The organism is Microbacterium sp. ACRRU (genome assembly GCF_022346945.1).
Taxonomy (GTDB): domain Bacteria; phylum Actinomycetota; class Actinomycetes; order Actinomycetales; family Microbacteriaceae; genus Microbacterium; species Microbacterium mcarthurae.
In genome coordinates, this window is sequence record NZ_JAKRNI010000027.1 from 15332 (window position 1) to 40050 (window position 24719).

The window sequence follows — 24719 nt, forward strand, 5'->3', positions numbered from 1 at the left end:
ATGAGCATCGACCTCAGCGGACGCCGCGCCCTCGTCACCGGCGGTGCCAGCGGCATCGGTGCCGCGATCGCGCGGACGTTCGCCGAGGCCGGGGCCACCGTGACGGTCGCCGATCTCAACGCCGAGGGTGCGGAAGCCCTCGCCGCCGAGATCGGCGGCCGCGCGTGGGCGGTCGACCTGTCCGATACGGCGGCGCTGGCCGACCTGCGTCTCGACGTCGACATCCTGGTCAACAATGCCGGCATCCAGCACGTCAGCCCCATCGAGAATTTCGCGCCCGAACGGTTCTCGTTCATGCTGCGCCTCATGCTCGAGGCGCCGTTCCTCCTCATTCGCGCGGCCCTCCCGGGGATGTACGAGCGGGGCTTCGGTCGAGTGCTGAACGTCTCGAGCGTTCACGGTATACGCGCGTCGGCATATAAGTCTGCGTATGTGACGGCCAAGCACGGCCTCGAGGGACTGTCCAAGACGACGGCCCTCGAGGGCGGCCCGCGAGGCGTCACCAGCGTCTGCATCGACCCGGGGTACGTGCGATCGCCGCTCGTGGAGAAGCAGATCGCTGATCAGGGGCGGGCGCACGGCATCCCGGAGTCCGAGGTGCTCGAGAAGGTGCTCCTGAAGGATGCCGCGATCAAGCGCCTCGTCGAGCCGAGCGAGGTGGCGTCGCTCGCGCTGTGGCTCGCGGGCCCGGATGCCGCGATGGTGACCGGCACCAGCTACGTCATGGACGGCGGCTGGTCGGCGCACTGACCGGGCCAAGAGCGGCGTGAGGTGCCAAGAATTGTCGCCTGAGCGAAGCGCCAGGCGACAATTCTTGGCACCTCACGCGCCAAACGCGGATCACCGGGCGATTGCGTCGAACACGATCGTCAGCAGCCACCACCCCACGCCGAGGACGACGAACACCGCGGTGATCCACGAGAAGCCGCGGCGCAGGCGGCGTCCTTCGCGGGCGACTCCGGCGGGCGGGGGAGTGAGCAACGGAACACCGGATGCCACCGGGGCGGGCGCCGCGTCCACCGCGAGGCGCTCGTCGCGCCACCGTGCCCACTGCGCGAGCTTGTCGTCGATGGCATCCACCGTGCCGAGAATCCACTCCCACACCGCCGGATCGGTGGTCGACAGCTCACGCCGCGCATAGAGGAACAGGCGGTCGTCGACGATCTCGACGTCGAGGGCCGCGGCGTTGTCGATGAACCGCGCCATCACGTCGGGCGTGAAGAGGTACAGCGCGTCGCGCTCGTAGCCCTTCGGGCAGTACAGCGCGAAGTACCGGTCGAAGTCGCCCTCGAGGCTCAGGCGCTGATCGCGGCCGAAGGTCGCGGGCAGATTCGACGCGCCGAACAGGCCGTTGTTGCCGACGGCATCCAGCACGATGTGGGGGAGGGGCGTGTCCAGGCGCATCTCGACGTACGCCCACTTGTGGGTCTGCTCGCTCTTTCCGGAACCGGTCTTGTACGTGTAATTGGCGACCTCGACCCAGCGCGGACGCGGCCCGCGGACGACGTCGGTCGCCTCTCGATTGCGCCCCTCGCCGAAGATCATCCCCGGAAGTGCGGGATTCGCAACGGCCGGAGTCCACGTCATCCCGTTCGCCTCCGCGAAGCGCGCCAGGCGGTATCGCCGCTCCGCGCGACCGTGGAACATCTTCACGAGCGCGTACGCGATCATCGCGACCACGGCGGCGAAGAACAGGAGGAAGCCGATACCGATCGGGCTCGGTCGCCCATCCGGTGACGCGAGCAGCCCGAAGCTCACGACCGAGGCGAGCAGGGTGGCCGACGAAAGCAGGATGCCGCCGACGAGGACGATCCCGATCGCGGTGACGACGGCGCTGGTCAGTTTCCCCTCGCGGCGGAGGCGGGCGGTGAACGCGCGAACCTCGGCGCGGTCGACCGGACCGGTGAGGGCCGAAGTGTCGATGGCCATGCGCTCCGCCTTCCGTCGTCGCCCCCACGCTACCGAGCGCGACGGTCGCGGCCCGGGCCGGGACTCAGAACGCGGATTCCCGCCGACCCCCGGCATCCGTTAGACTACGAAGGTTGTCTGGCGACGCCCATGCGCGTGTAAGCCCGAGACGACGTGCAACACACCCTCCTGCTGCCGGGAAATGCCCGTCAGCCGTTCTAGTCCGAAGGAGGTGGGTTAGTGACGCACCAGTACGAACTCATGGTCATCTTCGACCCCGAGGTCGACGAGCGCCAGGTCGCTCCGAAGCTCGACGGGTTCCTCAAGGTCATCACCAACGATGGGGGAACCATCGACAAGGTGGATGTCTGGGGACGCCGCCGTCTGGCCTACGAGATCAAGAAGAAGAACGAGGGCATCTACGCCGTCGTCGACTTCACCGCCACGAGCGAGGCCACGCAGGAGCTCGACCGCCAGCTGAAGCTGAGCGAGCAGATCATGCGCACCAAGGTCCTCCGCGCCGAGGAGGCCATCGCGCAGGTCGCCGCCGAGGCGAAGCGCTCCGAGGAGAAGGCCGCCCGCAAGGCTGCCGCTCCCCGCAAGGTCGAGTCCGCCGAGAAGGCTGCGAAGTAACGACGATGGCCGGCGAAACCGTCATCACCGTCGTGGGGAACCTCACGGCCGACCCCGAGCTGCGGTACACGCAGAACGGGCTGCCGGTGGCGAACTTCACCATCGCGTCGACCCCCCGCACGTTCGACCGTCAGGCGAACGAGTGGAAGGACGGCGAGGCGCTCTTCCTGCGCGCCTCGGTGTGGCGCGAATTCGCCGAGCACGTCGCCGGATCGCTGACGAAGGGGTCCCGTGTCATCGCGACCGGTCGCCTGAAGCAGCGCTCGTACCAGGACCGCGAGGGCAACAACCGCACCTCCATCGAGCTGGAGGTCGACGAGATCGGCCCCTCGCTCCGCTACGCGACCGCGCAGGTCACCCGTGCCGCCTCTTCGGGCGGCGGCGGTGGCGGCGGACGCCCGCAGGTGCAGCAGTCGAACGACGAGCCGTGGTCGACCCCCGGGTCGAACCAGGGCGGCGGCGCCGACGCGTGGAGCACTCCCGGTTCCTACGGAGACGACACCCCGTTCTGATCTCGCTACGCCTCACGGCGTGACGACCCCCGAAATTCCGGATGCCGAGCCCGGGCGCCGCATGTGCCCCCGGCATCCGAAACCACACGAAAGAAGGAAGCATGGCTGGAAAGGCCACTGGCGACCGCCGCAAGCCGCGGAAGGGCGCGAAGAACGCAGCCCCCGCGAAGGCGATCCGCGTCGGCGTCATCGACTACAAGGACGTCGCGACCCTCCGCAAGTTCATCTCGGAGCGCGGCAAGATCCGCGCCCGTCGTATCACCGGTGTCTCCGTGCAGGAGCAGCGCCTGATCGCCCGCGCCATCAAGAACGCGCGCGAGATGGCTCTCCTGCCCTACGCCGGCGCCGGCCGCTAAGGAGCACCCGATGGCAAAGCTGATTCTCACGAATGAGGTCACCGGGCTCGGTAGCGCCGGTGACGTTGTCGAGGTCAAGAACGGGTACGCCCGCAACTACCTCATCCCCCAGGGCTTCGCTGTCGCGTGGACGCGCGGTGGCGAGAAGCAGGTCTCGTCGATCCGTGCCGCTCGCGAGAGCCGTGCGATCCACGACCACGAAGAGGCCGTGGCCCTGAAGAACACGCTCGAGTCCAACACCGTCAAGCTGGCCGTCAAGGCCGGTGCCGAGGGCCGTCTGTTCGGTTCGGTCAAGACGGGCGATGTGGCCGACGCGGTCAAGGCCGCCGGTCTCGGTGAGCTCGACAAGCGCAAGATCCAGATCACCTCGGCGATCAAGTCGGTGGGCGAGCACGAGGCGACCGTTCGCCTGCGTGACGACGTCACCGCCGTGATCACCCTCCAGGTGGTCGCCGCGAAGTAATTCGCTGCAGCAACGGCCCCGGTCCCGCTTCGGCGGACCGGGGCCGTTTCGCGTCTCCCTCACGGTTGGCGGCACGGGTTCGGCCTCGGGGCGCGATCTGTGCACCGGGGCGTCCATTGCGCGCCCCAACGCACGGAATCCGCCCCACACGGCCGGAGCGACGTCACCGACACATGCCCGTCACAACGCGCCCCTAGTCTGAGCGACGTGCAAGAACGGGCGGGGCGTGTCGTGCTGTACTCGGCATCCCTCGTCGTCCCGATCACCGCGCCTCCCATCGTCGACGGCGCGATCGCCGTGGCGGGCGGACGGATCCGGCACGTCGGCGACCGCGAATGGGTGCGGCACGAGCTGCGTCAGCGCGGCGTGGTCTTCGACGAAGTCCACTGGCCCGGCGTGCTCACCCCGGGTCTGGTCAACGCCCACACCCACCTGCAATACACCGGGATGGCCGAGGTCGGGCGCGGTTCGTACACGGGGTTCGATGACTGGGCCGCGGCTTTCCAGCCGGTCTACGAGTCGGGCCTGGATTGGGCGGCGGATGCCAGGAGGGGCGCCGCGCAGCTGATCACCGCCGGCACGACCGCGGTGGCCGACATCGTCACCGACGTCGAGGCGGCGTCGGCGCTGCACGATGCGCGGCTGCACGGCATCACCTACTGGGAGGTGATGAGCTGGACCAACGCCGCCTGGGCCGAGCGGGGGAGGGCCGAGGTCGAGGCGCGGCTCGATTCGCTGCCGTCGCCCCCGGGCACGGGTCTCTCGCCGCACGCACCGTACTCGCTCGACGTGGAGCCGCTGCTCGAGATCCCCGACATCGTGCGCGAGCGGGGGAGTCGGCTGCACATCCACCTGGGGGAGGCGGCGTTCGAACGCGAGCACGGCGAGGCGCTGCCGTGGCGCGAGCGTCGCCCCGCGAGCTTCCAGGCGCTGCGCGATGAAGGTTTCGGTACGGGTGCGACGGAGTTCGTCGATGAGCTCGGGGTGCTCGGACCCGATTGCCACATCGCCCATGGCGTCTACATGACCGCTCGTGACCGCGCGACGCTCCGGCTGCGCGGCACGACCGTGGCCCTGTGCCCACGGTCGAACGCCGTGATCGGGCTCGACGAACCGCCCGTGGCCGCGTACCTCGTCGAGGGCAACGCGATCGCGGTCGGCACCGACTCGCTGTCGTCGTCACCCTCCCTCGACCTTCTCGCTGATGTCGCGGCGCTGCACCGGCTGGCGCGCGCCCAGGGCTACGCGCACCGCGACTTGGCATCCCTCTTGCTCCGCGCGGCGACGCTGGGCGGGGCGCACGCGATGGGGCTCGACACGGGTCCCGATCGGACGGGCTACCTGTCGGTCGGTGCGGTGGCCGATCTGGCGTTCTTCGACGTCGCTCGCGGCGCCGTCGACGACATGATCGAGCATCTCGTGGTCGACGGCGCAGGGCGCGCGGCCGCGACGTTCATCGACGGCGAGGTGCGTTTCGCATCCGCCACGTTCACACGAGAGACCGGAGTACACGGTGACCGATGACCGCCCCACCACCGCCCGACTGCTCGACCTCGAGGAGCACCCGGAGGGCGGGTGGTTCCGTCGCATGTGGACAGGGACGTACGCGGTCGACACCCCCGCGGGTGTGCGTCCGGCCGCGACGTGCATCCACTACCTGCTGACGCCCGGGGAGCACAGCGCGTGGCACGTGGTCACGAGCGACGAGGTGTGGTTGTGGCACGGCCCCGGCCGTCTCGAGCTGTCCTTCGGCGGAGACGCCAGCGAACCGCACCTGTCCCAGACCGTGGTGCTCGGCTCCGACCTGGCGGCGGGGGAGTGGCTGCAGGCCACGGTCCCGGCGGGAGTGTGGCAGGCGGCGAGACTCGTCGACGACACCGAGTGCGTGGTCAGCTGCCTCGTTTCACCCGGCTTCAGCTTCGAGGATTGGCGCCTGGCCGACTGAACCCGAACGCGCCGAACACCGGATGCCATGCCCCACATGAACAATGGCATCCGGTGCCCGGTCGGGAGAGGCCGAAGCCCCTCCCGACGCGGTGTCAGGCGGTGGCGCGGCGGCGGGCGATCACCGCTCCTCCGAGCCCGAGCATGATCAGCGCGACATTGAGAAGACCCCACGCCACACCGGTCTCGACGCCGGTGGCGGCCAGAGCACGGTCACCGGATGCCATGGGGGCCATGGCCGAGACGGACGAGACGGAGGCGACCGACCCGGTCACGACCGAGGTGCCGGGGGTGCCGGGGGTTCCCGGGGTTCCGGTCTCCGAGCCGACCGTGGTGCTGTCGCCGATCACCGAGACGGCGTTGCCGCCGATCGTGATGGGCAGGCTGATCGGGGTGATCAGCTGGTTGCCGCCGAGGAGGCTGTCGCCACCGTCGGTGGTGATGTCACCGAGGAGGCCGCCCGAGGTGCCGCCGGTGGTGGTGGCGCCTTCGGTGGTGCTGTCGCCGATACCGGAGACGGCGTTGCCGCCGATCGTGATGGGCAGGCTGACCGGGGTGATCAGCTGGTTGCCGCCGAGGAGGCTGTCGCCACCGTTGGTGTCGATGTCGCCGGTGTGGCCGCCCGAGGTGCTGCCACCGGTGGTGTCGGCGCCTTCGGTGTGGCTGTCGCCGATGACGGAGATGGCGTTGCCGCCGACGGTCACGGGGACCGAGATGGGCAGGAGGGCCTGGTTGCCGCCGAGGAGGCTGTCGGTGCCGTCGGTGTCGACGTCGCCGGTGTGGCCGCCCGAGGTGCTGCCACCGGTGGTGTCGGCGCCTTCGGTGTGGCTGTCGCCGATGACGGAGATGGCGTTGCCGCCGACGGTCACGGGCACCTCGACCGGGGCGACGACCTGGTTGCCGCCGCCGACGCTGTCGGTGCCGTCGGTCTCGACGTCACCGGCCGGTGCCGACGCCGCCTCTTCCGCGGGCGCCGAAGTGCTGGCATCCTCGCTGTGGCTGTCGCCGATCACCGAGACGGCGTTGCCGCCGACGGTCACGGGTACGTCCACCGAGACGAGGCCCTGGTTGCCCGAGCCGATGCCGTCGCCGCCGTCGGTGGTGGCTTCCGGTGCGGGCTCGGACGCGGGCGCCGAAGTGCTGGCATCCTCGCTGTGGCTGTCACCGATGATCGAGACGGCGTTGCCTCCGACGGTGATGGGGAGGTCGACCGAGACGATCGCCTGGTCTCCCGAGAGGAGGCCGTCGGTGCCCGACGTCTCCGCGGCATGTGCCATGCCGGCCCCGACGACGGCCAAGCCGCCGCCGATCAACGCGCCCAGAATGGCGCGCGAGTAGATCTTGCGCATGAGAGTTCTCTCCTGAGGTGTGAATGAGGGTGCGCGGGAACGCGCGGGACCGTCTGCCGTGCCGGAGCACGACGCGGCCCGCCTCAGTCAGGGGAGACGTCGGTGGCGAAGGTGGGTGCGCCGGGGAGATCGTCGTCGACGAGGGCGCTGCGGAAGAGAAGAACGAAGGTCGCGGAGCCTGCGCGGTCGTCCAGGCGCGCTGCCGCGGGAGACCCGGAACCGGATGCCGCTGCCGCCGACGCCGATCCCGGAACAGCCTCGCCGAGGCCGTGCACGACCGGCGCGGAGGCGGGCGGCGCCTCGGGGTGGGCGGAGTTCTCGCCCGTGACGGTCGTCGACGATGCGGCGAACGCTTCGGCAGCGGCACGGATGCGCTCGGCCGGCGCGCGGTCGGCCGTCGGCGTGGCCACGGCGGGTACGGCGGCCTCCACGGGCGACGTCACGTCGTGCGCCTCGGGGTGCGCGGGAACCGCGGGTCCGACCAGCGGCGGGATGCCGGGAGCGGGCGTCGCGGGAACCGAAGGGGTCACCGTGTCGACGACCTCGTCCACGACGTCGCCGGGGATGCCGGGAAGGAGCGGCCCCGTCGGATTCGGCGATCCGACGACACCCGGAACGACCTCGTCGACGGTGTCCGCGACACCCGTCAGCACGTCGTCCAGTCCCGTCTCCGCGACGATTCCGCCGACGACGGGCACCGAGACCACGGTTTCGACGACGGGGTCGACGATAGTTCCGACGACCTCGGCCTCGGCCACCTCCGACACCGTCTCGGTGACGGCGTCGATGGCTCGTCCGGCGGTCTCGTCGACGTGGTGGACCGTGGTGTCCACGGCATCCACCGTCGACTGGACGACCTCGGACACGGGCGCGCGCACGGGTTCGGGAACGACCGCGGTGACGGGAGCCGCCACGGGTTCGACCACCTGAACGACGGATGCCACGGTCTCATCGACCCGTTCGACGACACCGTTGACCTTGCCCGTCGCGCCGCTCACCGTGTCGGTGACGGCGCCGAGCAGACCCGATCCCGAGTCGTCGTTCGCCGATGCCGAGGAGGTCGTCAACGACAGCGACAGGACCACCCAGGCGAGGGCAGCGAGAAAGGCCAAGCCGAGCAGGCGGAGCGCAGAGATCGCGCGGCGCCGGGCCGTGGCATCCATCTCAACTCCCCAAAGTCGATCGGCTGTGACCTATGCCGGGTGACTTTACGCGTCATCGAGGAGGCAGGGAAGAGTCACAGCGAATGCCCAGTTACCGGACGGTGTCGTCCGCGGAACCGGCCGACACGCCGCATGTGAACGTGACTTGACAGCACGCGGGGTTGTCAGTAGCTCGCGATGCGAGTTATCCCCGGAGTTGTACACACCTTTCTGTCAAGTCCGAGAACCTTCAACGTGTGGTTCAAACAGGATTCGCACAGGTTTCCTGTGGAGAGATAAAGTCCAGATCAGTGGGCTGATTATGATCCTGATTCCACATCATCCACGGAGTTCTCCACAGGAGTTGTGCACAGCTATCGCGGCGTTTCTCGCAAGCTGTCCACAAAGTTATCCACAGGTCTGTTTGCGTGGAGAAAGGGTCGTCCTTACCGTGGGTGCATCCCATCGGGCACACCCGTCACCACTCGCGCGTCGATGTCGGAGGTCGGTGACACGATGCTGCCCGAGGTCGTCATCCCGAAGCGTCCGTTGCGTTCTGTGTGCGCGAATCGGCCGGTGGGGGAGTGCGTCCCAAACGAGAAGGAGAGCCTGTGTCGATTGCCGACATCGCCGAAGAGCGTCTCGGGGGGTCCCAGCGTCCGGAGCGCACGCCGCCGCACGACATGCTGGCCGAGCAGAGCGCCCTGGGCGGCATGCTGCTGTCGAAAGACGCCGTGGCCGACGTCATCGAGACACTGCGCGGGCCCGACTTCTACGTGCCGAAGCACGAGCTGATCTTCGAGGCAATCCTCACGCTCTACTCGCACGGCGAGCCGACCGACGTCGTCGCGGTCACCGACGAGCTCATCAAGACCGGTGAGCTGCAGCGCGCTGGCGGTGCCGACTATCTGCACACCCTGACCTCGATCGTCCCCACGGCGGCGAACGCCGGGTACTACGCGTCGATCGTCGCCGAGCGGGCGCTGCTGCGACGTCTGGTCGAGGCGGGCACGCGCATCGTGCAGATGGGGTACGCCGGCGAGGGCGACCCGACCGAGCTCGTCAACAGCGCGCAGGCCGAGATTTACAACGTCTCGGGCGACGACAGCGCCGAAGACTACGTGCCGCTGACGGTGGCGGTGGATGCCGCGGTCGACGAGATCGAGGCCGCTCGCGGTCGCGACGGGTCGATGACCGGCATCCCGACCGGCTTCGCCGGGCTCGACCAGCTGACGAACGGTCTGCACCCGGGGCAGATGATCGTCATCGCCGCGCGTCCCGCCATGGGTAAGTCGACGCTTGCGCTCGACTTCGCGCGCGCCGCCGCGGTGAAGGCCAACATGCCCACGATCTTCTTCTCGCTCGAGATGGGGCGCAGCGAGATCGCGATGCGTCTCCTCAGTGCCGAGGGCGCGATTCCGCTGCAGAGCATGCGCAAGGGAACGCTCGACTCCCGCGACTGGACGACGGTCGCGGCCACGCGCGGTCGCATCAACGACGCGCCCCTGTTCATCGACGACAGCCCCAACATGACGCTCGTCGAGATCCGCGCGAAGTGCCGTCGCCTCAAGCAGCGCGAGGGTCTGAAGATGGTCGTCATCGACTACCTGCAGCTGCTCACGAGCGGTAAGCGCGTCGAGTCGCGTCAGCAGGAGGTCAGTGAGTTCTCGCGTGCGCTGAAGCTGATGGCGAAGGAGTTGCAGGTCCCCGTGATCGCGCTGTCGCAGCTGAACCGTGGCGCCGAGCAGCGTGCCGACAAGAAGCCCGCCCTGTCCGACCTGCGTGAGTCCGGCTCGATCGAGCAGGATGCCGACATGGTGGTGCTCCTGCATCGCGAGGCCGCGTACGAAAAGGACTCGCCGCGCGCAGGCGAGGCGGATCTGATCGTGGCGAAGCACCGTAACGGTCCGACCGACACGATCACCGTGGCGTTCCAGGGGCACTACTCCCGGTTCGCCGACATGGCGCCGGGGATGTGAAGCCCTTTCGCAGCACACGTTTGGAGCTGTGAGTCTCCATCGGAAGTGTGGCGGGCGCTCGGGCTGGCTTGCTAGCATCGAGCTTGCTCGTGGAGAGCAGGGCCTAACGTCGGCACCGTACCTCCTTGATGAATTCTCGTCGGAGGTATCGATGTCGTCATCGGCAGTCGCAAAGTCGCGTTCTCAGCAGGCTCAAGTCTCGCTCGTAGGCGTCGCAGTCACCATCCTCGCTGCCGCTGCCGGGGCTGCAGTGGGTCTGTCGGTCCAGCAATGGCTCATCTACGCCATCGCCTTGTCGCTGGTGTTGTGGTTGGGTGGGGCCGTCAGCGGGCAGATTCTGCTTGCCCGGCTCCTCGACCGCGACGTTGAAGGCAGGGAGACGGCGGCTTATCTGCGGCAGCTGCTGTGGATCATCCCGCGCATTTACGTGCCGCTCGGCTTCGTCGCGGTCGGGTGCGGCGTCGCTCTCATCGTCCTGACGGGAGCGAACCCGCTTGCCCCGGCGATCTTGGTCCCTATCCTGCTCTACATCGTCACCGCCGTGGCTGGGTCTGCGATCAGTGCCCCTGGCTACATCAGACTGTTGCGGGCCAACGAGCGCGGCCTCAGCCGTGACGAATTCCGCCGAGCGCTTCTTCCGCTGGCCTGGGTCAACCGCACCGAACTCGCGCTCGTGCTGAGCGTTGGCTTGATTTTGCTGGTCAGCCTGATCCCCACATCGTGATCCTCGTCGACGCGCGGGATGAGTAGCTGCGTGCTACCTGCCTCGACGTGGGCATCCCCGCGCGGAGTCCAGAGGACCGCGCCGGCAGCCGGGACGCTGCTCGCCTCCTACCCTGGGCCGCCGCCGTCATCGTGATCGCGGTGTTCCTGAGCTTTACCCTGAGCCCCAACCCGGTCATCAAGATCTCCGGGGTCGGGCTCGCCGTGGCCGAGGTCCTGGCCGTCAGTCCGTTCTGGCACATCCCGGTGATCGAGGATGGCGCCGACCTGACCGGCGTGTTCGGCACTCTCGCGGTGGTCGCGGTACTTCTCGGGCTCGCGTCCGCCGCGTTCCGCAGGCGCGACATCGCTCGGTGAGCGGTGCCGCGCCGAGTCGGGGCGGGGCGGGGAGAGCCGACTAACCGTCGTTGCGGTGTGCGTTCCTGCGGCGTCGGAGTTTGAAGAGCTCACCCGTTCGCACGATGCGCAGCAGGGTGACGAGCAGGAGCCCGCCCGCGAGATTCAGGCCGAGAACGGGGAGGAACCACAGCAGCCAGTCGAGGTAGGTGATCGGGGCGCCGCTGATGATCGCGCCGAAGGCGAACAGCGAATCCAGGATGGAGTGGAACAGCTGGAAGCCGGCGAGGACAAATCCGCCGGCGATGGCCGCCACGATCCTGGCGGGCTCGGATTCGGTGCCGGTCTGCATCCTCGTCATGAGCGTGATCACGGCGCCACCGAGAATCGCCAGGGCCGCGAACTCGAGGCCGGGGGGCGCGTCGACGAAGTGCTCGGCGGTTTCGGCGAGCAGTGGATGCCACTCGGGGAAGGCCGCGACGACGGTCGCCATGATCAGCCACCCGCCGATCAGGTTGGACAGCAGCGTGCCGCCCCAGAGCTTCAGCATCTGTGCCGCGGTGCCCTCGCGGGCCACGACCGCGGCGACCGGCATGAGGAAGTTCTCGGTGAAGAGTTCGCTGTGTGCGAGGAGCAGGGCGATCAGGCCGACGCTGAAGCCGAGCCCCGCCAGGAGATGGTCGCCGGTCTCGTGAAGGATGCCGAGGTACACGAGGACGCCGATGCCGACCTCGACTCCGCCCAGGAATCCGGTGACGAGGGTCGCGCGGAAGGTCCGGTGCAGCCGCTCGGCGCCCTCGCCGACGATCTCCTCGAATTCGACCTCGATCTCTTCTTCGACCGCCTCGTCGTTGGAGCCGTCCTGGCGTCGTTGCTCTGCACGTTCTTCGCGCGAATGGCTCATCGGGCCAGTCTCGCAGTCGCCCGTGGTGCGGGGGCCGTCGCGCGTCTACGGCACCCAGTACCCCACCGCGCAGAGTAGCCGCGTCTCCTCATCCGCATCGGCCGGGGGCTCGATCGCGGGAGGAAACACGCCCCACTGCCGCCACTCGTCGGCGTGCGGCACGACGTGCTCGTTCAGCCCGGCGATCAGCCCGGGGGAGAGGTGGAGCGGGATGCCGAAGTGCTTCGCGATCGAGTACGCCTGGAACGCGCGGTAGGTCGCCATGTGCGCGAAGCCTTCCGCCGCCGGGTAGTCGCCGTAGGTGAACCGGAACGTCTCGGCGAAATCGCCCGTTCGCACGGCGGCTCCCGCCGCGTCATGGAGAGCGTCGTAGGAGGCGATCGGGTCGTCGCCCAGGAGGTCGGCGTCGGCGTACGGGTCGCCGTCAGCGGCCGCGCGACCGGCGAGCACGTCGGGAATCCACGCTTCGTCGTACGCGTGGCTCCCAAGGATGCCGCGCAGCGTGGGCGATTCGAGCTGGGTCCACTCCTGCGGCACGGGGGCCGAGAAGTCGGCGGGATCCATTCGATCGATGACGTCGCGCAGCGCGGCATCGGAGTGGAGGAAGAGCTGGTCCGGTGTCATGGCGCCGACCGTACTCCCGGGCACCGACATGGGCCAGGCCTCGGGAGTACGTCGCTCCGCGGTGCCGAGCAGGCCGGTGCCGACCTGCGCGTCGCACTCGCCGGGGCGAGGAGAGTCGGCATCTCCGGCGGACTCGCGAGGAATTGGCATCCCGAACTTGTTCTTGTGCGGTGGGATGACGAGGGCAACGACGGTCAGGCGGCGCTGTACCTGTTGACGCGTTCGCCTTCGCGAGGAGACCCTTGTCGCCAACATGGGTGGGCGCACGTACGCCGGGCGTTCCGCGACACCGTACACCGCCGAATCTTCGCCTGTGCCGGGGACCGCGACGAGGAGCGCGAACGGTGGCGAGGAAGTTTCCAGCGAGCCGACGCGGTGGTGGCGAGCGCCGACTGCGCGTACCAACCGCGAGGGCAACATCGGCAATAGGACCTGAGGTCGTTGCCGGGCGATCCGGCAACGAATCGGTAACGACGTTTTGCGTCAACGCGTTTGACGCTCCTACGGTCGCATCAAACGTTTGACGCCGCGGTTCGCCGACGAGGTCAAACGATTGATGCCAAAGGAGCCGTCGTGATCACGTTGAAAGACCTCGCCGCCGCGGTGGGCGTATCGCCCTCCGCCGTGTCGCTGGTGCTCAACGACCGTCACGCCGGGCGAGTGAATGCGACGACGGCGGCCCGCATCCGTGTGATGGCCGAAGACATGGGGTACATCCCCAACCAGCTCGCGCGGGGCCTCAAGACCAAGCGCACGCACACGATCGGGGTTCTGTCCGACCGCGTAGCCAGCGTGCCGTTCGCCGGTCGGATGCTCGAGGGGGTGCAGAGCGAGGCGTGGGACAGCGGTTACCTCGCGATGATCATCGACACCACCGATCGGGCCGAGATGCTCGACCAGTCGTCGCGCGCACTTCTGCAGCGCGACATCGATGCCGTGATCGTCGCAGCGCAGTTCCATCGCGAGGTGGGTCTGCCTGTCATTCCGCCGACCCTGCCGGTGGTGGTGCTCGACGGGTTCGCCGCCGCCGACGCGGTGGCGGACGGCGTGGTTCCCGATGAACGCGGCGCCGCCTTCGACGCTACGACCCACTTGATCCGACACGGCCACACGCGCATCGCGTTCTGCACGGTGCAGAGCGGAACCTTCGTCGCCACGGAACTGCGGCGCGCCGGATACCAGGCTGCCCTTGACGCTGACGACATCGTGGGCGACCCGTCGCTCATCGTGGAGCTACCCGAACCCGCCACCGCCGCAGCGTATGCGCCGGTACGACGGCTCCTCGAGCGTCCGGACCGGCCCACCGCCGTGTTCTGCTTCTCCGACCAGATCGCCTTCGCGGTCTTCCAGGCGGCGACGGATCTCGGGCTGCGCATCCCCGACGACCTGTCGGTGGTGGGCTTCGACGACCAACTGTTCATCGCCGATGCCCTGCGCCCAGGGCTCACGACGATGCGCCTCCCGCATCACGACATGGGCGCCTGGGCGGCCCGGCGGGTGATCGACCGCATCCACGGCAAGGTGGCGGAGCCGCCCGGCGTGACGACGCTGCCCTGTCCCCTCATCGAGCGCGGGTCCGTGGGCCCTCCGCCCCGAACCTGACCGCCACCCCCAACCGTCCGACCGTGCACGCGCATGGCCGGTATCCGGCGCGCCCGCGAACGCGGGCCGCCCCATCAGAGGAGAGAAATGAAAGCGACCAAGCGCAGTGCGGCGCGTGTCGGGCTCGGCATCCTCGCCGCGACCGCCGTGTCCGTCTCACTCGCCGGATGCGCCGGCTCCGGCGCCGACTCCGGCGACAACACCTTCACGATCCTGCAGTACGAGAACCCCGACTCCGCTCAGGGGCAGGGCTGGGCGCTCGCGCTGGAGTTGTTCAAGCAGAAGCACCCCGATGTCGAGGTGGACTACCAGACCACCAGCTTCGACGCGGCCCGCCAGAACTCCAAGATCACGCTCACCGGCGGCGACGTCCCCGACGTCATCGAGTTCAACAAGGGCAACGCCGATGGCGGACAGCTCGCGGCGCAGGGACTGCTCGAACCCCTCACCGACGTCGTCGCCGAACGCGGGTGGGACGAGAAGATCACCGGCGCCATGCAGGCCTTCGCCCAATACGACGAACAGGGACTGGCCGGCTCAGGCGACTGGTACGGCATCCCGAACATCGGCGAGTACGTGATGTTCTACTACAACAAAGACCTGTTCGCTCAGGCGGGTATCACGGAGGAGCCGACCGATCTGGCGACCTTCGAGGCCGCCATGGACAAGTTGGTCGCCGCGGGAATCACGCCGATCTCGTCGTCGGCGGCGACGAGCCAGGGCTTCAACCAGATGTGGGTCTGGTACTCGCTCGTGTCGGCGGGCGCCGACCGGAAGTCGATCGACGACTTCATGTTCCTCCGTGAGCCGGTCGATTTCTCGGCCGCGCCCTGGATCGACGGGGCGAAGAAGTTCGAATCGTGGATCGACAAGGGCTATGTCGGTACAGAGCTCGGCGGACTCAACTTCGAGCAGGCGACCGTCAACTTCCTGAGCGGCGAAAAGGCCATGCTGATCTGGAACCAGGGCGAATTCGCGCGCATTCGCGAGCAGGCACCCTTCGAGTGGGGCTACTTCACGCTGCCCGGCGCGAACATGCAGATGGGCTCGAGCGGCCACCTGTGGGGTGTGCCCGCCAACGCGACCAACAAGGAGCTCGCGTACGACTGGATCGACATCACCCTCAGCGAAGAGGTGCAGAACAAGATCGGCCAGCTCGGCGGACTTCCGCTCGCCGGTGACGCCTCCACCATCGAAGACCCGTTGACGCGCGAGTACACCGAGCGCTTCAACGAACTGCGGGATGCCGACACCCTGAGCTTCTACCCGGACTACCCCGTGCCCGGCTTCCTCGACTTCATCCAGTCGGGGATGCAGGCGATGTCCAACGGAAACACCTCCGCCGACGAGTGGACCGCCAACCTGCAGAAGTTCTACGACGAGGGCCGCGAGACCGCGCTCGCCGGCTGACCCCCGGGCCCGCCCGCTGGCGCGGGCGGGCCCCCTTCCCGGAGACACCACACCATGAGCGACACAAAGCGCGCCTCCTTGGAGCGACGGGGTACCTACTGGCTCTACCTCTTACCCCTGGCGGCCGGGTTCCTCGTCGTCGTCGCGGCGCCGTTCGCGATGAACGTCTACACGAGCCTTTTCCACTGGAAGGGCGGGCAGAGCCCGATGCGATGGGCGGGGCTCGAGAATTACGCGACCCTTTTCGCGGACGAAACGTTCTGGCGCTCTTTCCAGAACAGCATCGCGATGATCGTCGCCATCACCGTCATCCCCACCCTCATCGGCATCCTGCTGGCCGCCCTCCTGTTCGACTATCTCGGGCGCCGCTTCGGCGATCGCGCGATCGCCGTGCTGCGGGCGACGTATTACCTGCCGCAGATCCTGCCGATCGCGGTCGCGGGGTTTATCTGGTCGACGATCCTGAATACGCAGCAGGGCTCTTTGAGCGTGCTGCTCGAGAGCATCGGGATCGCGTCGCCGCCGGACTGGCTCGGCGATCCGGCGATCGCGATCTACTCGGTCATGCTCATGCTGGTCTGGCTGCAGATCGGCTACCCGGTCGTCATCTTCATGTCTGCTCTGCAGCGCGTCGACCCGGAGTTGTATGAGGCGGCGGAGCTCGACGGTGCCGGGTGGTGGCGCCGCTTCCAGGCGATCACCGTTCCGCAGATTCGCCCCGAGATCTTCGTCGTGGTACTGACGGCGACCATCGCCGCGCTGAAGGTCTTCGCTCCCATCCTCATCCTCACCGGGGGAGGGCCCGAGAACTCCACCGTGGTGCCCTCGTACTACGCGTACCGCAGCTTCTTCGAGCTGTCCCGCGTGGGCTACGGCTCCACCATCGCCACGGTCATGTCGGTCGTGATCTTCATCGTCGCCGCGGTGATGCTCACCTGGCAGCACCGCGAGAGCCGGAAGGAACGCCGCTGATGTCGGCCACCATCACTCACCGCACCCCTCGCCGGAGCCTTGCGAACTGGGCGATGCTCGTCGTCGCCGGCATCGTCGCGCTGCTCATGGCGGCTCCGTTCCTGCTGTTGGTGCTGAACGCATTCAAGACCGGGGCGGACTATTCCACGAACGGGCCACTGGCATGGCCGACGACGTTCACTCTCGACGCCTTCGCCGACTACCTCGGTCGCGTGGACTTCTTCCGAGCGCTGTGGAACTCGATTCTCAGTTCCACGGTGATCGCGTTCGCCGGCACCGGGCTCGCGCTCCTCGCCTCGTACGCGATCGGCATCGGTCGCATCCGGGCGAGCACAGCGATCACGGCGCTGCTGCTGGTGGCCACGATGGTGCCGCACGAAGCGCTGATCTACCCGCTGTTCTATGGCGCGCAGGCCACGGGCACGCTCAACTCGATCTGGTCGATCATCATCGTGTTCGTCGTGCTGTGGGCGGCGTACGGCACGTACATCCTCTCGAGCGTGCTGTCGACTTTCCCGCGCGAGGTGTTGGAAGCGGCAGCGATCGACGGTGCGGGGCGCTGGCGCATCCTGTGGACCGTGGTGTTCCCGATTGTGCGGCCCACGCTCAGTGTGCTCGTGGTGTTCATCTTCATCTGGTCGTGGAACGAGTTCTACATCCCGCTCATCCTGCTCGGCGACCCCGCGTCGCAGACCGTTCCCATCGCGCTGTCGACCCTGCGCGGGCAGCACTCGATCGACATCACCGTTGTGAACGCGGGATCGCTGCTGTCGCTCATTCCCACCCTCGTCTTCTTCCTCCTCTTCCAACGGACGATCAGCCGCGGTGTGACCGCGGGTGCCGTGAAGTAACTCGACACGAAAGATTCACCATGCCCACCCAGTGGAACAGCCTTCGCAACGACGGAACCCGACGCAGCCGCGCCATCAACGCCGAGAACCCGGACGGGGCAGTCGGCGCGGCGGGGTCTGCGAGCTCGCACCTCGGCCCGGGCCGCAAAGGAAGCGCCTGGTACGCGTTGCCGGCCGGTGAGACCGTGGTTCTCGCCGACATCACCGGCCCTGGGGTGATCCGCCACATCTGGATCACCGTTACCGACAAGACGCCCGCGGGCCCGTTCGTGCTGCGCGATCTCGTGCTGCGCGCGTTCTGGGACGACTCGCCGCATCCGTCCGTCGAGGTGCCGCTCGGCGATTTCTTCTGCAACGGGTTCGGCGAGCGGGCCCTCGTCACGTCGGAGCCGATCGTTGTCGCCCCCACCGGCGGCATGAACTCGTACTTCCCGATGCCGTTCCGTACCGGCGCGCGGTTGGAACTGCATAGCGAGCACGGCGGCGACCTCGGACATGTGTTTTTTCAGGTCGACTACACCACGGGCGACGACTTCGACGAGTGGCCTGGCTACTTCCACGCGCAGTGGCGGCGGAGCAATGGCACGACGGCCCTCGGCGAGGACCACGTCATTCTCGATGGGGTTCGGGGAAGCGGTACGTACGTGGGCACGTACGTCGCGCTGACCTCGCTGCACCGGTATTGGTGGGGCGAAGGTGAAATGAAGTTCTTTGTCGACGGCGATACCGATCTGCCGACGCTCTGCAGCACCGGCCTCGAGGACTACGCCGGCGGTGCGTGGGCATTCCAAGACGCGCTGCGGGCCGACCCGGAGCCTCGCGCGCTCACTTTCTCGGCGCCGTATTTCGGCTACCCGTTCGCCAGCGCGACCGACACCACGCGGGCGTCGGAGTTCACGACGGCGATGATGCCCATGCACGGCCTTTACCGCTGGCACCTACCCGACCCGATCTTCTTCGGCGAGGACCTGCGCGTGACGCTGCAGCAGATCGGCACGTGGGATCACGGGCTGTTCGAGCGGTCGGACGACATCGCGACCACGGCTTACTGGTACCAGTCGTCGGTCGGGTCGCGTTTCCCTGAGCTGCCGGATGCGGCCGCCCGGATGCCACGCTGACGCGGAACGGCCGTGCGAGCCTAGGCTTCCTGGCGCGACCGTACGCCCGGGCACGGACACGGATCAGGCCCGGGGTGCCCGGGGCGCAGGGCGACCCCGGGCACCCCATGGCGTCAGGCAGCCGACGGGGCGATGTCGGTCGTGACGGCCAGTTCGCGGGCGGCGTCGATCTCGGCTCGCAGCGTCTCCACGCGCGCGGTCGCGAATTGCACGGAGTCCGAGCCGAGCAGCTGGTGCAGGGGCGCGTTCTCCGTGAGGGCGACCGTGATGATCGCGGCGGCGGCCTTGGCCGGGTCGCCGAGCTGAGTGCCAGGCATGTCCTGGTGCGCCCGGGTCATCTCGCGGATCGACGGATACGCGTCCACTTCGCGGGTGGGGAGCCCGAGGGAGTTGGACGTCGGGAAGTCGGTGCGCATGTAGCCGGGCTCGACCAGGTGCACCTTGATGTCGAACTCCGCGAGCTCTGCCGCGAGCGACTCCGTCATTCCCTCGAGCGCGAACTTCCCCGCGCAATAGAGTCCCCAACCCGGGAAGGAGGTGAGGCCGAGGATCGACGAATGTATCAGGACTGTCTCGATGCGCTGAGCATCCTGTCGCACCTCCGTCGACGGATCGAACTCGTCGAATCATCCATGGGTTCCGACTAGAGCACGCTGGCGATCTGCTGGCCGATCGCTGCGCCCAGAGGTACGGGAACGGCATTCCCGATCTGGCGTGCAATCGCCGTCTTCGAACCGACGAACCGATGCGTGTCGGGGAAGCCCTGCAAGACCGCAGCCTCGTAGTGAGTAATGGCGCGATGCTCGGTCGGGTGGAGGTAGCGTCCCTTCTCGGGCTTGAAGAACTCCGTGCGGATCGTAACCGACGGCTTGTCCCAATGCAGTCGGCCCATCACGTCGCCGGACCCGTTGGTGTGTCCGAGCCAGCACCGCGCCTTTAGGCGATCAGGGAGATCGAACCTGTTGCCGCCCTCGGGAATCTCCTGGAAGCGCAGCTTGGAGATCTCGGCGTATTCGCGTCCGAAGTGAAGCTCGAAAGGGTGAAACACGCCTGGAAGGTCAACTCCAAAGAACCTCTTGGTTCGACCGTCGAGTCTTGTCTCGGTGACGGTGGGCACGATGTTCGTGAAGGCCTGCCGCACGGTGCGGTGCCTCCCGAGGTGTGTCGGTTCTGGCATGCCGACCTCCGGAAGATCCCGGCTGCGGCCGATGAGGATCGCGCGCTTGCGGGCCTGAAACGCGCCGTAATCAGCTGCGTTCAGGATGCCCCACTCGAAGGTGTAGTCGCGCAGGATCCCGTCCGGCTGCGTCGACTCGGTGAAGTCGCGGAACTGCTGGGACTTCGCGAAAGCGGCGACGTTCTCGACTACGAAGTACTTCGGCTGGGCCCGGAGAATTGTCGCTGCGTACTCCTGCCACAAATAGTTGCGCCTATCAGTGGTGTCCCGCTTGCCGAGCATCGAGAAGCCCTGGCACGGCGGCCCTCCGACGATGAGGTCCACATTCGGAACATCTTCGTCGCGGAGCCAGTCTTCTATACCGCCGCGATACACCAGGTCCTCGCCGAAAGTCGCTGCATAGGTGGCGGCGGCCGCGGTGTCGAGCTCGACGGCGCGCTTCACTCGGAAACGATCGGACGCGGCATGGAATCCCGCTGTGAGCCCGCCAGCGCCGGCGAAGAGGTCCAGCATCGTGATCGTCTGCGCCGCACGGTCGGAGGCGAGGGTCGCATCGGCCTCGGCCGGGAGCTGCAGAGTCATTGCGTCCAATCTACTGTTGAGGCGAAAGGATTTAAGGATGGCAGCCGGCGAGTCGACCGCACCCCGACGTCGCGACGAGTCGTGGGCGAGCACACCCGGCGTACGCGCGTCGATGCAGTCGAACCGTGGCCGAGACACCTCGCCGGAGCTCGCCGTCCGTCGTCGTCTGCATGCCCTCAGCCTCCGCTATCGCGTGTCGATCCGACCAATCAGCAACGTACGGCGGACCGCCGACATCGTGTTCACCCGAGCGAAGATCGCGGTTTTCATCGACGGGTGCTTCTGGCACGGATGTCCCGAGCACTATCAGGCGCCTTCGAGAAATAGCGACTTCTGGCGCGCGAAGCTAGTACGGAACCGGGAGCGGGACACCGAAACAGACGAGCAGCTGCGGTCGTACGGCTGGATACCCTTAAGGTTCTGGGAGCACGAGGTCCGCGCCGACCCCGATCGGATTGCCGCTGTCGTGGCTGCAGCCGTCTCGCCACAGATCCGTGATGCTCTGAGAAGCGGTGGCCCGAAACCTGGACCTGCGCGCGAAGCGTCTCCGGAGGTTCGCGTCATCAACTCGCGCGTCGGTGATCAGACCCGCTCTAGCTAGTCGCTCACTTCTGCTTCCGGCTCGCTCGGCAGGTACCGCCCCGCTTCCGCTACGAGCTCTCGACACAGCTCGAGCACCTCCAGGTCCCCGAGCGCGCGAGCGTCGATGAACGCAAGGCGGCGCCGTAATCGGCCCGCAGCGTCTCGAATAAGTGCGCGACGATGGCCCGGGCGGCTTGCCTCGAACTCGAGCACCGCCTGTGCAAGACCTATGACCAAGCGGGAGTCTCCGCCGACGACTCTGCGTTCGAGGATCTGATTCAAGTCGCTTTCGGTCAATCGGTCCAGAAGGTCTGGGCGCGACGCAAAGACGGTGCCTCGCCACCACACTCTCGCCCAGGTGTGACGCGTCAGATCACTGGCGATCCAACGCTCGACGTTCCTCTCGCCGAAGCGCCATCGAGTGACGTCGGGCAGAACAACCAGAGCAAGGAAGGACCAGAGGTCGTGAGCGGCAGCCTCACTCCAGGAGATGTCCATGGAGTCGATCAGTAGCGTCGCCGACCGGCGATCGAAAGGCAGCCGGTCTGCTGACGCGAGCGCTTTCGGGAAGCCAAACTCCCCGGCTAGGTCGCGCACACGGTCGGACAACTGGCCCACCTGCTCCGCCGTCGCCCTTCGTCCACCCACCGGGGCGAATATCTGCGCATGGTGAGTGCGAGAAGGCGATAACTCCGCGACAGACGCAAACAGTCGCTGGGCCTCGGCACGGGGCAGCCTCGGGTAAAGGATGGTCAAGAGAACCTCCTGCCGAACCCTTCGGCGCGCGCTGCGGCCTCAAGTCCTGAAGCGAGCATCCCGCGGTCCGCGCCGCCGACGAGGCCGAGAAGACCGCGCGTCGAGCCGATGGCCAGATACCGGATCAGGAACTCCCCTACCGACTGTTCGGACCAGACTTCAGACTTCAGCTCGGCCTGCGAAACAGCTGCGTGTTCGATCAAGAATGAAGCGATTTGTCCCTCGAGATTCTCCAGAATGGCCGCTTGACGGGTGTCCGGTTTGCTAGCTGCGAGCGCCGAGATCAACTCGCGGTCGCGCGAATTGACGAGGAGGAGGACAGACCCAAGCACGGGAAGCGATAGATCATCGGGAAGTTGAAGTGCCCAACTGGCGTACGGCGGATACACCGTGCCGGCGAAGTCGACCTCCGCGATGGGGAACATCGGTCCGGTGCCTTCGAGCATCACGATCTGCTCGTGACTAGCGAGAACTGAGCCCGCCCAGCGCGCCACTCCCAGCGGTCGGTTGAGATCAGTGGTTGCGACCGCAACGGTAGTTCGCAGCGTGATCGATCCGCCGAGGCGAGATGCCGGCAGCGCGACCTGGACAAGTTGTTCGCTTCCAAGATCCGCGCGGTATACGGACTCTGTCATGAACGACTGCCGGTTCACCCAACTGATGCTGAGGATCAGCTCGTCGGTCGCAGCCAATCCTGCTTCTGATTTGAGAGCATGCAGGTCAGAGCGCACGACCCGATCCAGGTGGACGTCGGTGAGCGGATCCCAGCCCTCGAGATATTCTGGAAGCAGAATCGGATCCGACCCGCTCAGGTGCCACGGCTCGAACTCGAGCGTCGCGCTGCTTGCGCGACGGAAAGGCCAGATTTCACGTGCCATCCGATGCCCCTACCAACTCGAGCCGAAGTCTCGTTACCGCGTCGTCGCTAAACTCCGCGACAACAATCCAATCCTGCAGGCCCGCGAAATCCTCGAGGACGTCGCCATCGCGGACAACTCCGCGAGTGTTTGCCGCCAACCACCGGATCACGCGGGGTCTCGAGGCTCCCGGTGGGGGCTCCCCCTCGCGGCCACCGCTGTCCAGCACGATGTCGATGCATGCCTTGATCGAGGTCAAGGCAGCCGGCACTTCAACTCTCACCTTGCAGAAGATTGCGAGAACTTCACCGTAGGGTGCTACCCACGGATCTCCTACGAGCCGCGCAGGGACGATCCCGCTGGACCCTCCTATACGCCCGCCTCCTACACGCGGACCCGCTCCCACAGGGTCCGCTCCCGTCGCGTTGACTCCCGCGACCAGACTCGACAGCCTTCGCGATCCATTCCCCAGACCGTGCGAACTGTGTGCGCTGGATGTCGTCGGCTGCTTTACGAATCGCCTCGTGAGGTCGTCTCGAATGAAGCGGATAGCCCCTTGCACGACCAAACGCGCCTCACGCTCCAGACCCTCCGGGTTCCATCGGTCGTGTGTCGGTGGTTCAGCCTCAGCGAAGTAGGAATCGGCCTCGACCGACGAACGAAACACTCCCCCGTAGCAGAAGAGCGCATCAGGGTGACTTGGCCCCTCGGCGTAGTCGACGATGAGCCCGGCCTGTCGCATGCGCGCGACGTGGTGTGGCGCGCCGTCGAATGGACGCGCCGAGCGGACGACCGCGGGTTCACTGGCTGGCGCGAGCCCCACACCCACCGCCACATCGCCGCAGTGGATCCGCGGCGGCGCAGATCGTCGGTAGCTGCGCATCGATCCACCATTCAGGCAACGGAACGCCTCCACAAACGGCCTGAGCGCTGGCACATCGAGCGGCGAAGGGATCGCCAACTCTGCTCCCTCGACATGGACCGAGACGGTCATCGCATTTTGGCGTCCGGCGACGTTGCGCGGAACTTTGGCCAGAGGTTCCACAACATCGCTGACACGAGATGGTCGCCTAGAGTCTCGGTGTCTGCGAATCCCGGCCTTCCACGATCGGCCACGAGGGCAAGATCGGCGCCAAGAATGACGATGTTCGTTCCCGTTTGGTCCGCATCGAACGTGGGGAGCCCGAGCGCCGACGCTACCTCCGCGGCAGCTAAGCCCGTAACCGGATCGACAATGTCATCGGTGATGTGGCCCCACCAGTGGCGACCCGTGAATCGCTCATCAGCTGCATCATAGTAATCGCTTCCGAGCGCTGCACCCATGAGGCGCTGCTCAAAAGAGGCGCCTCGCTTGATCCGTGAGTCCACCACGATGGTGCGGACAGCGCTCGTGCGGTAAAAGATCCCTTTACCGAAGCCGTACGTTCCTCCACCGAGCTCCGTGTCCCGCGGCTCACCGACATTGCGAAGAAACTGGACGAAGTCGTTGCGTTCATCGGGGGCGGGTCGTTCCGTTGCACGCACGGGTCCACTGAGCCCTTGGGTGCCCCGATCAGAGACCACGACTATGCACGAATCCGGACTGAGCGCATCCTCGAACCCCTCGATCGAAAGTGATGGCGGCCCGGGAAGTAGTAATTCGCGCCATTTCGCCGCGCGATCCCCGAGCCGCTCGACGCGAATCGCGAAGTGCACGTCCGAGTCTCCACGGCGCGCATCCCAACTGTTCTGGGCGGCCTCGCGAACAAGGATGGTGAACTCGTCGAGGCTTGGACGCCCGAGCTGTCTGAGAATGCCGGACGCAGTGGTTGAGCCCTCTGGACTGACCCCGTCTTGTAGGTCCAGTCGTTGTGTGAGTCGTCCTGTCGCCCGAGGGTTCGGGCAGGGAGACTGGTCAGATCATGACGAACAGCAGGAAGCGTCACACCCCGGAGCAGGT

Annotated in this window: 26 protein-coding genes; 16 read left to right on the plus strand and 10 right to left on the minus strand. The window is 67.1% G+C overall.

Annotation, left to right across the window (positions count from 1 at the left end):
• Entirely contained in the window at positions 1-750 is a 750-nt protein-coding gene (locus MHY30_RS11800) for a 3-hydroxybutyrate dehydrogenase (RefSeq protein WP_239277118.1), read from the plus strand.
• A gap of 90 nt (positions 751-840) precedes the next feature.
• Here the strand turns inward: MHY30_RS11800 and MHY30_RS11805 are convergent, their stop codons facing one another.
• The gene (locus MHY30_RS11805) at positions 841-1929 is read right to left on the minus strand and encodes a hypothetical protein (protein WP_239277119.1); all 1089 of its coding nucleotides are present in this window, start codon (positions 1927-1929) and stop codon (positions 841-843) included.
• Between the two features lie 219 nt (positions 1930-2148).
• Here MHY30_RS11805 and rpsF point away from each other — a divergent pair, with 219 nt between their 5' ends.
• The 6 genes from rpsF to MHY30_RS11835 all read left to right on the plus strand — a co-directional run bounded on the left by rpsF (position 2149) and on the right by MHY30_RS11835 (position 5817).
• Positions 2149-2541, plus strand: coding sequence for a 30S ribosomal protein S6 (gene rpsF, locus MHY30_RS11810; RefSeq protein ID WP_128217400.1), 393 nt, complete (start codon positions 2149-2151; stop codon positions 2539-2541).
• 5 nt (positions 2542-2546) lie between these two features.
• Positions 2547-3053, plus strand: coding sequence for a single-stranded DNA-binding protein (locus MHY30_RS11815; protein WP_239277120.1), 507 nt, complete (start codon positions 2547-2549; stop codon positions 3051-3053).
• 101 nt (positions 3054-3154) lie between these two features.
• The gene (gene rpsR / locus MHY30_RS11820; RefSeq protein ID WP_013584646.1) at positions 3155-3409 is read left to right on the plus strand and encodes a 30S ribosomal protein S18; all 255 of its coding nucleotides are present in this window, start codon (positions 3155-3157) and stop codon (positions 3407-3409) included.
• Positions 3410-3419: 10 nt separating this feature from the next.
• A complete protein-coding gene (rplI, locus tag MHY30_RS11825; RefSeq protein ID WP_228161899.1) occupies positions 3420-3872 on the plus strand; it encodes a 50S ribosomal protein L9 in 453 nt (150 codons plus the stop codon).
• 207 nt (positions 3873-4079) lie between these two features.
• Positions 4080-5396 carry an amidohydrolase family protein gene (locus MHY30_RS11830; RefSeq protein WP_239277121.1) on the plus strand — a complete coding sequence of 439 codons (1317 nt, stop codon included), beginning with the start codon at positions 4080-4082 and terminating at the stop codon, positions 5394-5396.
• Complete coding sequence (locus MHY30_RS11835; protein ID WP_239277122.1) at positions 5386-5817, plus strand: cupin domain-containing protein; 432 nt, start codon at positions 5386-5388, stop codon at positions 5815-5817. The genes MHY30_RS11830 and MHY30_RS11835 overlap by 11 nt, the downstream gene beginning before the upstream one ends.
• Positions 5818-5911: 94 nt before the next feature.
• On the opposite strand, the gene MHY30_RS11840 is transcribed toward MHY30_RS11835, so the two are convergent.
• Both MHY30_RS11840 and MHY30_RS11845 read right to left on the minus strand, forming a co-directional pair.
• Positions 5912-7165 (minus strand): chaplin family protein, encoded by a 1254-nt coding sequence (locus MHY30_RS11840; protein WP_239277123.1) that lies wholly within the window; start codon positions 7163-7165, stop codon positions 5912-5914.
• Between the two features lie 83 nt (positions 7166-7248).
• Positions 7249-8328, minus strand: a complete 1080-nt coding sequence (locus MHY30_RS11845; RefSeq protein WP_239277124.1) for a hypothetical protein — start codon at positions 8326-8328, stop codon at positions 7249-7251.
• Positions 8329-8918: 590 nt separating this feature from the next.
• On the opposite strand from MHY30_RS11845, the gene dnaB reads away from it, so the two are divergent.
• The 3 genes from dnaB to MHY30_RS11860 all read left to right on the plus strand — a co-directional run bounded on the left by dnaB (position 8919) and on the right by MHY30_RS11860 (position 11366).
• Positions 8919-10286, plus strand: a complete 1368-nt coding sequence (dnaB, locus tag MHY30_RS11850; protein WP_239277125.1) for a replicative DNA helicase — start codon at positions 8919-8921, stop codon at positions 10284-10286.
• 151 nt (positions 10287-10437) lie between these two features.
• Positions 10438-11010, plus strand: coding sequence for a hypothetical protein (locus MHY30_RS11855; protein ID WP_239277126.1), 573 nt, complete (start codon positions 10438-10440; stop codon positions 11008-11010).
• A gap of 131 nt (positions 11011-11141) precedes the next feature.
• A complete protein-coding gene (locus tag MHY30_RS11860; RefSeq protein WP_239277127.1) occupies positions 11142-11366 on the plus strand; it encodes a hypothetical protein in 225 nt (74 codons plus the stop codon).
• A gap of 40 nt (positions 11367-11406) precedes the next feature.
• On the opposite strand, the gene MHY30_RS11865 is transcribed toward MHY30_RS11860, so the two are convergent.
• Both MHY30_RS11865 and MHY30_RS11870 read right to left on the minus strand, forming a co-directional pair.
• On the minus strand, positions 11407-12249 hold the full coding sequence (locus tag MHY30_RS11865; protein ID WP_239277128.1) for a formate/nitrite transporter family protein: 843 nt from the start codon (positions 12247-12249) through the stop codon (positions 11407-11409).
• 45 nt (positions 12250-12294) lie between these two features.
• A complete protein-coding gene (locus MHY30_RS11870) occupies positions 12295-13023 on the minus strand; it encodes a hypothetical protein (protein ID WP_239277129.1) in 729 nt (242 codons plus the stop codon).
• Positions 13024-13446: 423 nt separating this feature from the next.
• Here MHY30_RS11870 and MHY30_RS11875 point away from each other — a divergent pair, with 423 nt between their 5' ends.
• The 5 genes from MHY30_RS11875 (at position 13447) to MHY30_RS11895 (ending at position 18826) form a co-directional block, all read left to right on the plus strand.
• Positions 13447-14475 carry a LacI family DNA-binding transcriptional regulator gene (locus tag MHY30_RS11875; protein WP_239277130.1) on the plus strand — a complete coding sequence of 343 codons (1029 nt, stop codon included), beginning with the start codon at positions 13447-13449 and terminating at the stop codon, positions 14473-14475.
• A gap of 87 nt (positions 14476-14562) precedes the next feature.
• Positions 14563-15885: an ABC transporter substrate-binding protein gene (locus tag MHY30_RS11880; protein ID WP_239277131.1), complete on the plus strand. Its 1323-nt coding sequence runs from the start codon at positions 14563-14565 to the stop codon at positions 15883-15885.
• A 54-nt stretch (positions 15886-15939) separates the two neighbouring features.
• On the plus strand, positions 15940-16857 hold the full coding sequence (locus MHY30_RS11885; RefSeq protein WP_228164485.1) for a carbohydrate ABC transporter permease: 918 nt from the start codon (positions 15940-15942) through the stop codon (positions 16855-16857).
• Entirely contained in the window at positions 16857-17708 is an 852-nt protein-coding gene (locus MHY30_RS11890; protein ID WP_239277132.1) for a carbohydrate ABC transporter permease, read from the plus strand. Before MHY30_RS11885 ends, MHY30_RS11890 begins: the two co-directional genes overlap by 1 nt.
• Positions 17709-17893: 185 nt before the next feature.
• Positions 17894-18826, plus strand: coding sequence for a glycoside hydrolase family 172 protein (locus tag MHY30_RS11895; RefSeq protein WP_239277133.1), 933 nt, complete (start codon positions 17894-17896; stop codon positions 18824-18826).
• Positions 18827-18939: 113 nt separating this feature from the next.
• Here the strand turns inward: MHY30_RS11895 and MHY30_RS11900 are convergent, their stop codons facing one another.
• Together MHY30_RS11900 and MHY30_RS11905 are read right to left on the minus strand one after the other, a co-directional pair.
• Positions 18940-19425, minus strand: coding sequence for an SDR family NAD(P)-dependent oxidoreductase (locus MHY30_RS11900; protein WP_239277134.1), 486 nt, complete (start codon positions 19423-19425; stop codon positions 18940-18942).
• 44 nt (positions 19426-19469) lie between these two features.
• On the minus strand, positions 19470-20585 hold the full coding sequence (locus MHY30_RS11905; protein WP_239277135.1) for a DNA cytosine methyltransferase: 1116 nt from the start codon (positions 20583-20585) through the stop codon (positions 19470-19472).
• Positions 20586-20622: 37 nt separating this feature from the next.
• On the opposite strand from MHY30_RS11905, the gene MHY30_RS11910 reads away from it, so the two are divergent.
• The gene (locus MHY30_RS11910; protein ID WP_308192658.1) at positions 20623-21186 is read left to right on the plus strand and encodes a very short patch repair endonuclease; all 564 of its coding nucleotides are present in this window, start codon (positions 20623-20625) and stop codon (positions 21184-21186) included.
• Here MHY30_RS11910 and MHY30_RS11915 read toward each other — a convergent pair.
• From MHY30_RS11915 to MHY30_RS11925, 3 genes are all read right to left on the minus strand, one after another.
• Positions 21183-21923, minus strand: coding sequence for a DUF6339 family protein (locus MHY30_RS11915; RefSeq protein ID WP_239277136.1), 741 nt, complete (start codon positions 21921-21923; stop codon positions 21183-21185). The two genes, MHY30_RS11910 and MHY30_RS11915, sit on opposite strands and share 4 nt — an antisense overlap.
• Positions 21920-22801, minus strand: a complete 882-nt coding sequence (locus MHY30_RS11920; RefSeq protein WP_239277137.1) for a hypothetical protein — start codon at positions 22799-22801, stop codon at positions 21920-21922. Before MHY30_RS11920 ends, MHY30_RS11915 begins: the two co-directional genes overlap by 4 nt.
• A gap of 969 nt (positions 22802-23770) precedes the next feature.
• Positions 23771-24475 (minus strand): hypothetical protein, encoded by a 705-nt coding sequence (locus MHY30_RS11925; RefSeq protein ID WP_239277138.1) that lies wholly within the window; start codon positions 24473-24475, stop codon positions 23771-23773.
• Between the last annotated feature and the right edge of the window lie 244 nt (positions 24476-24719).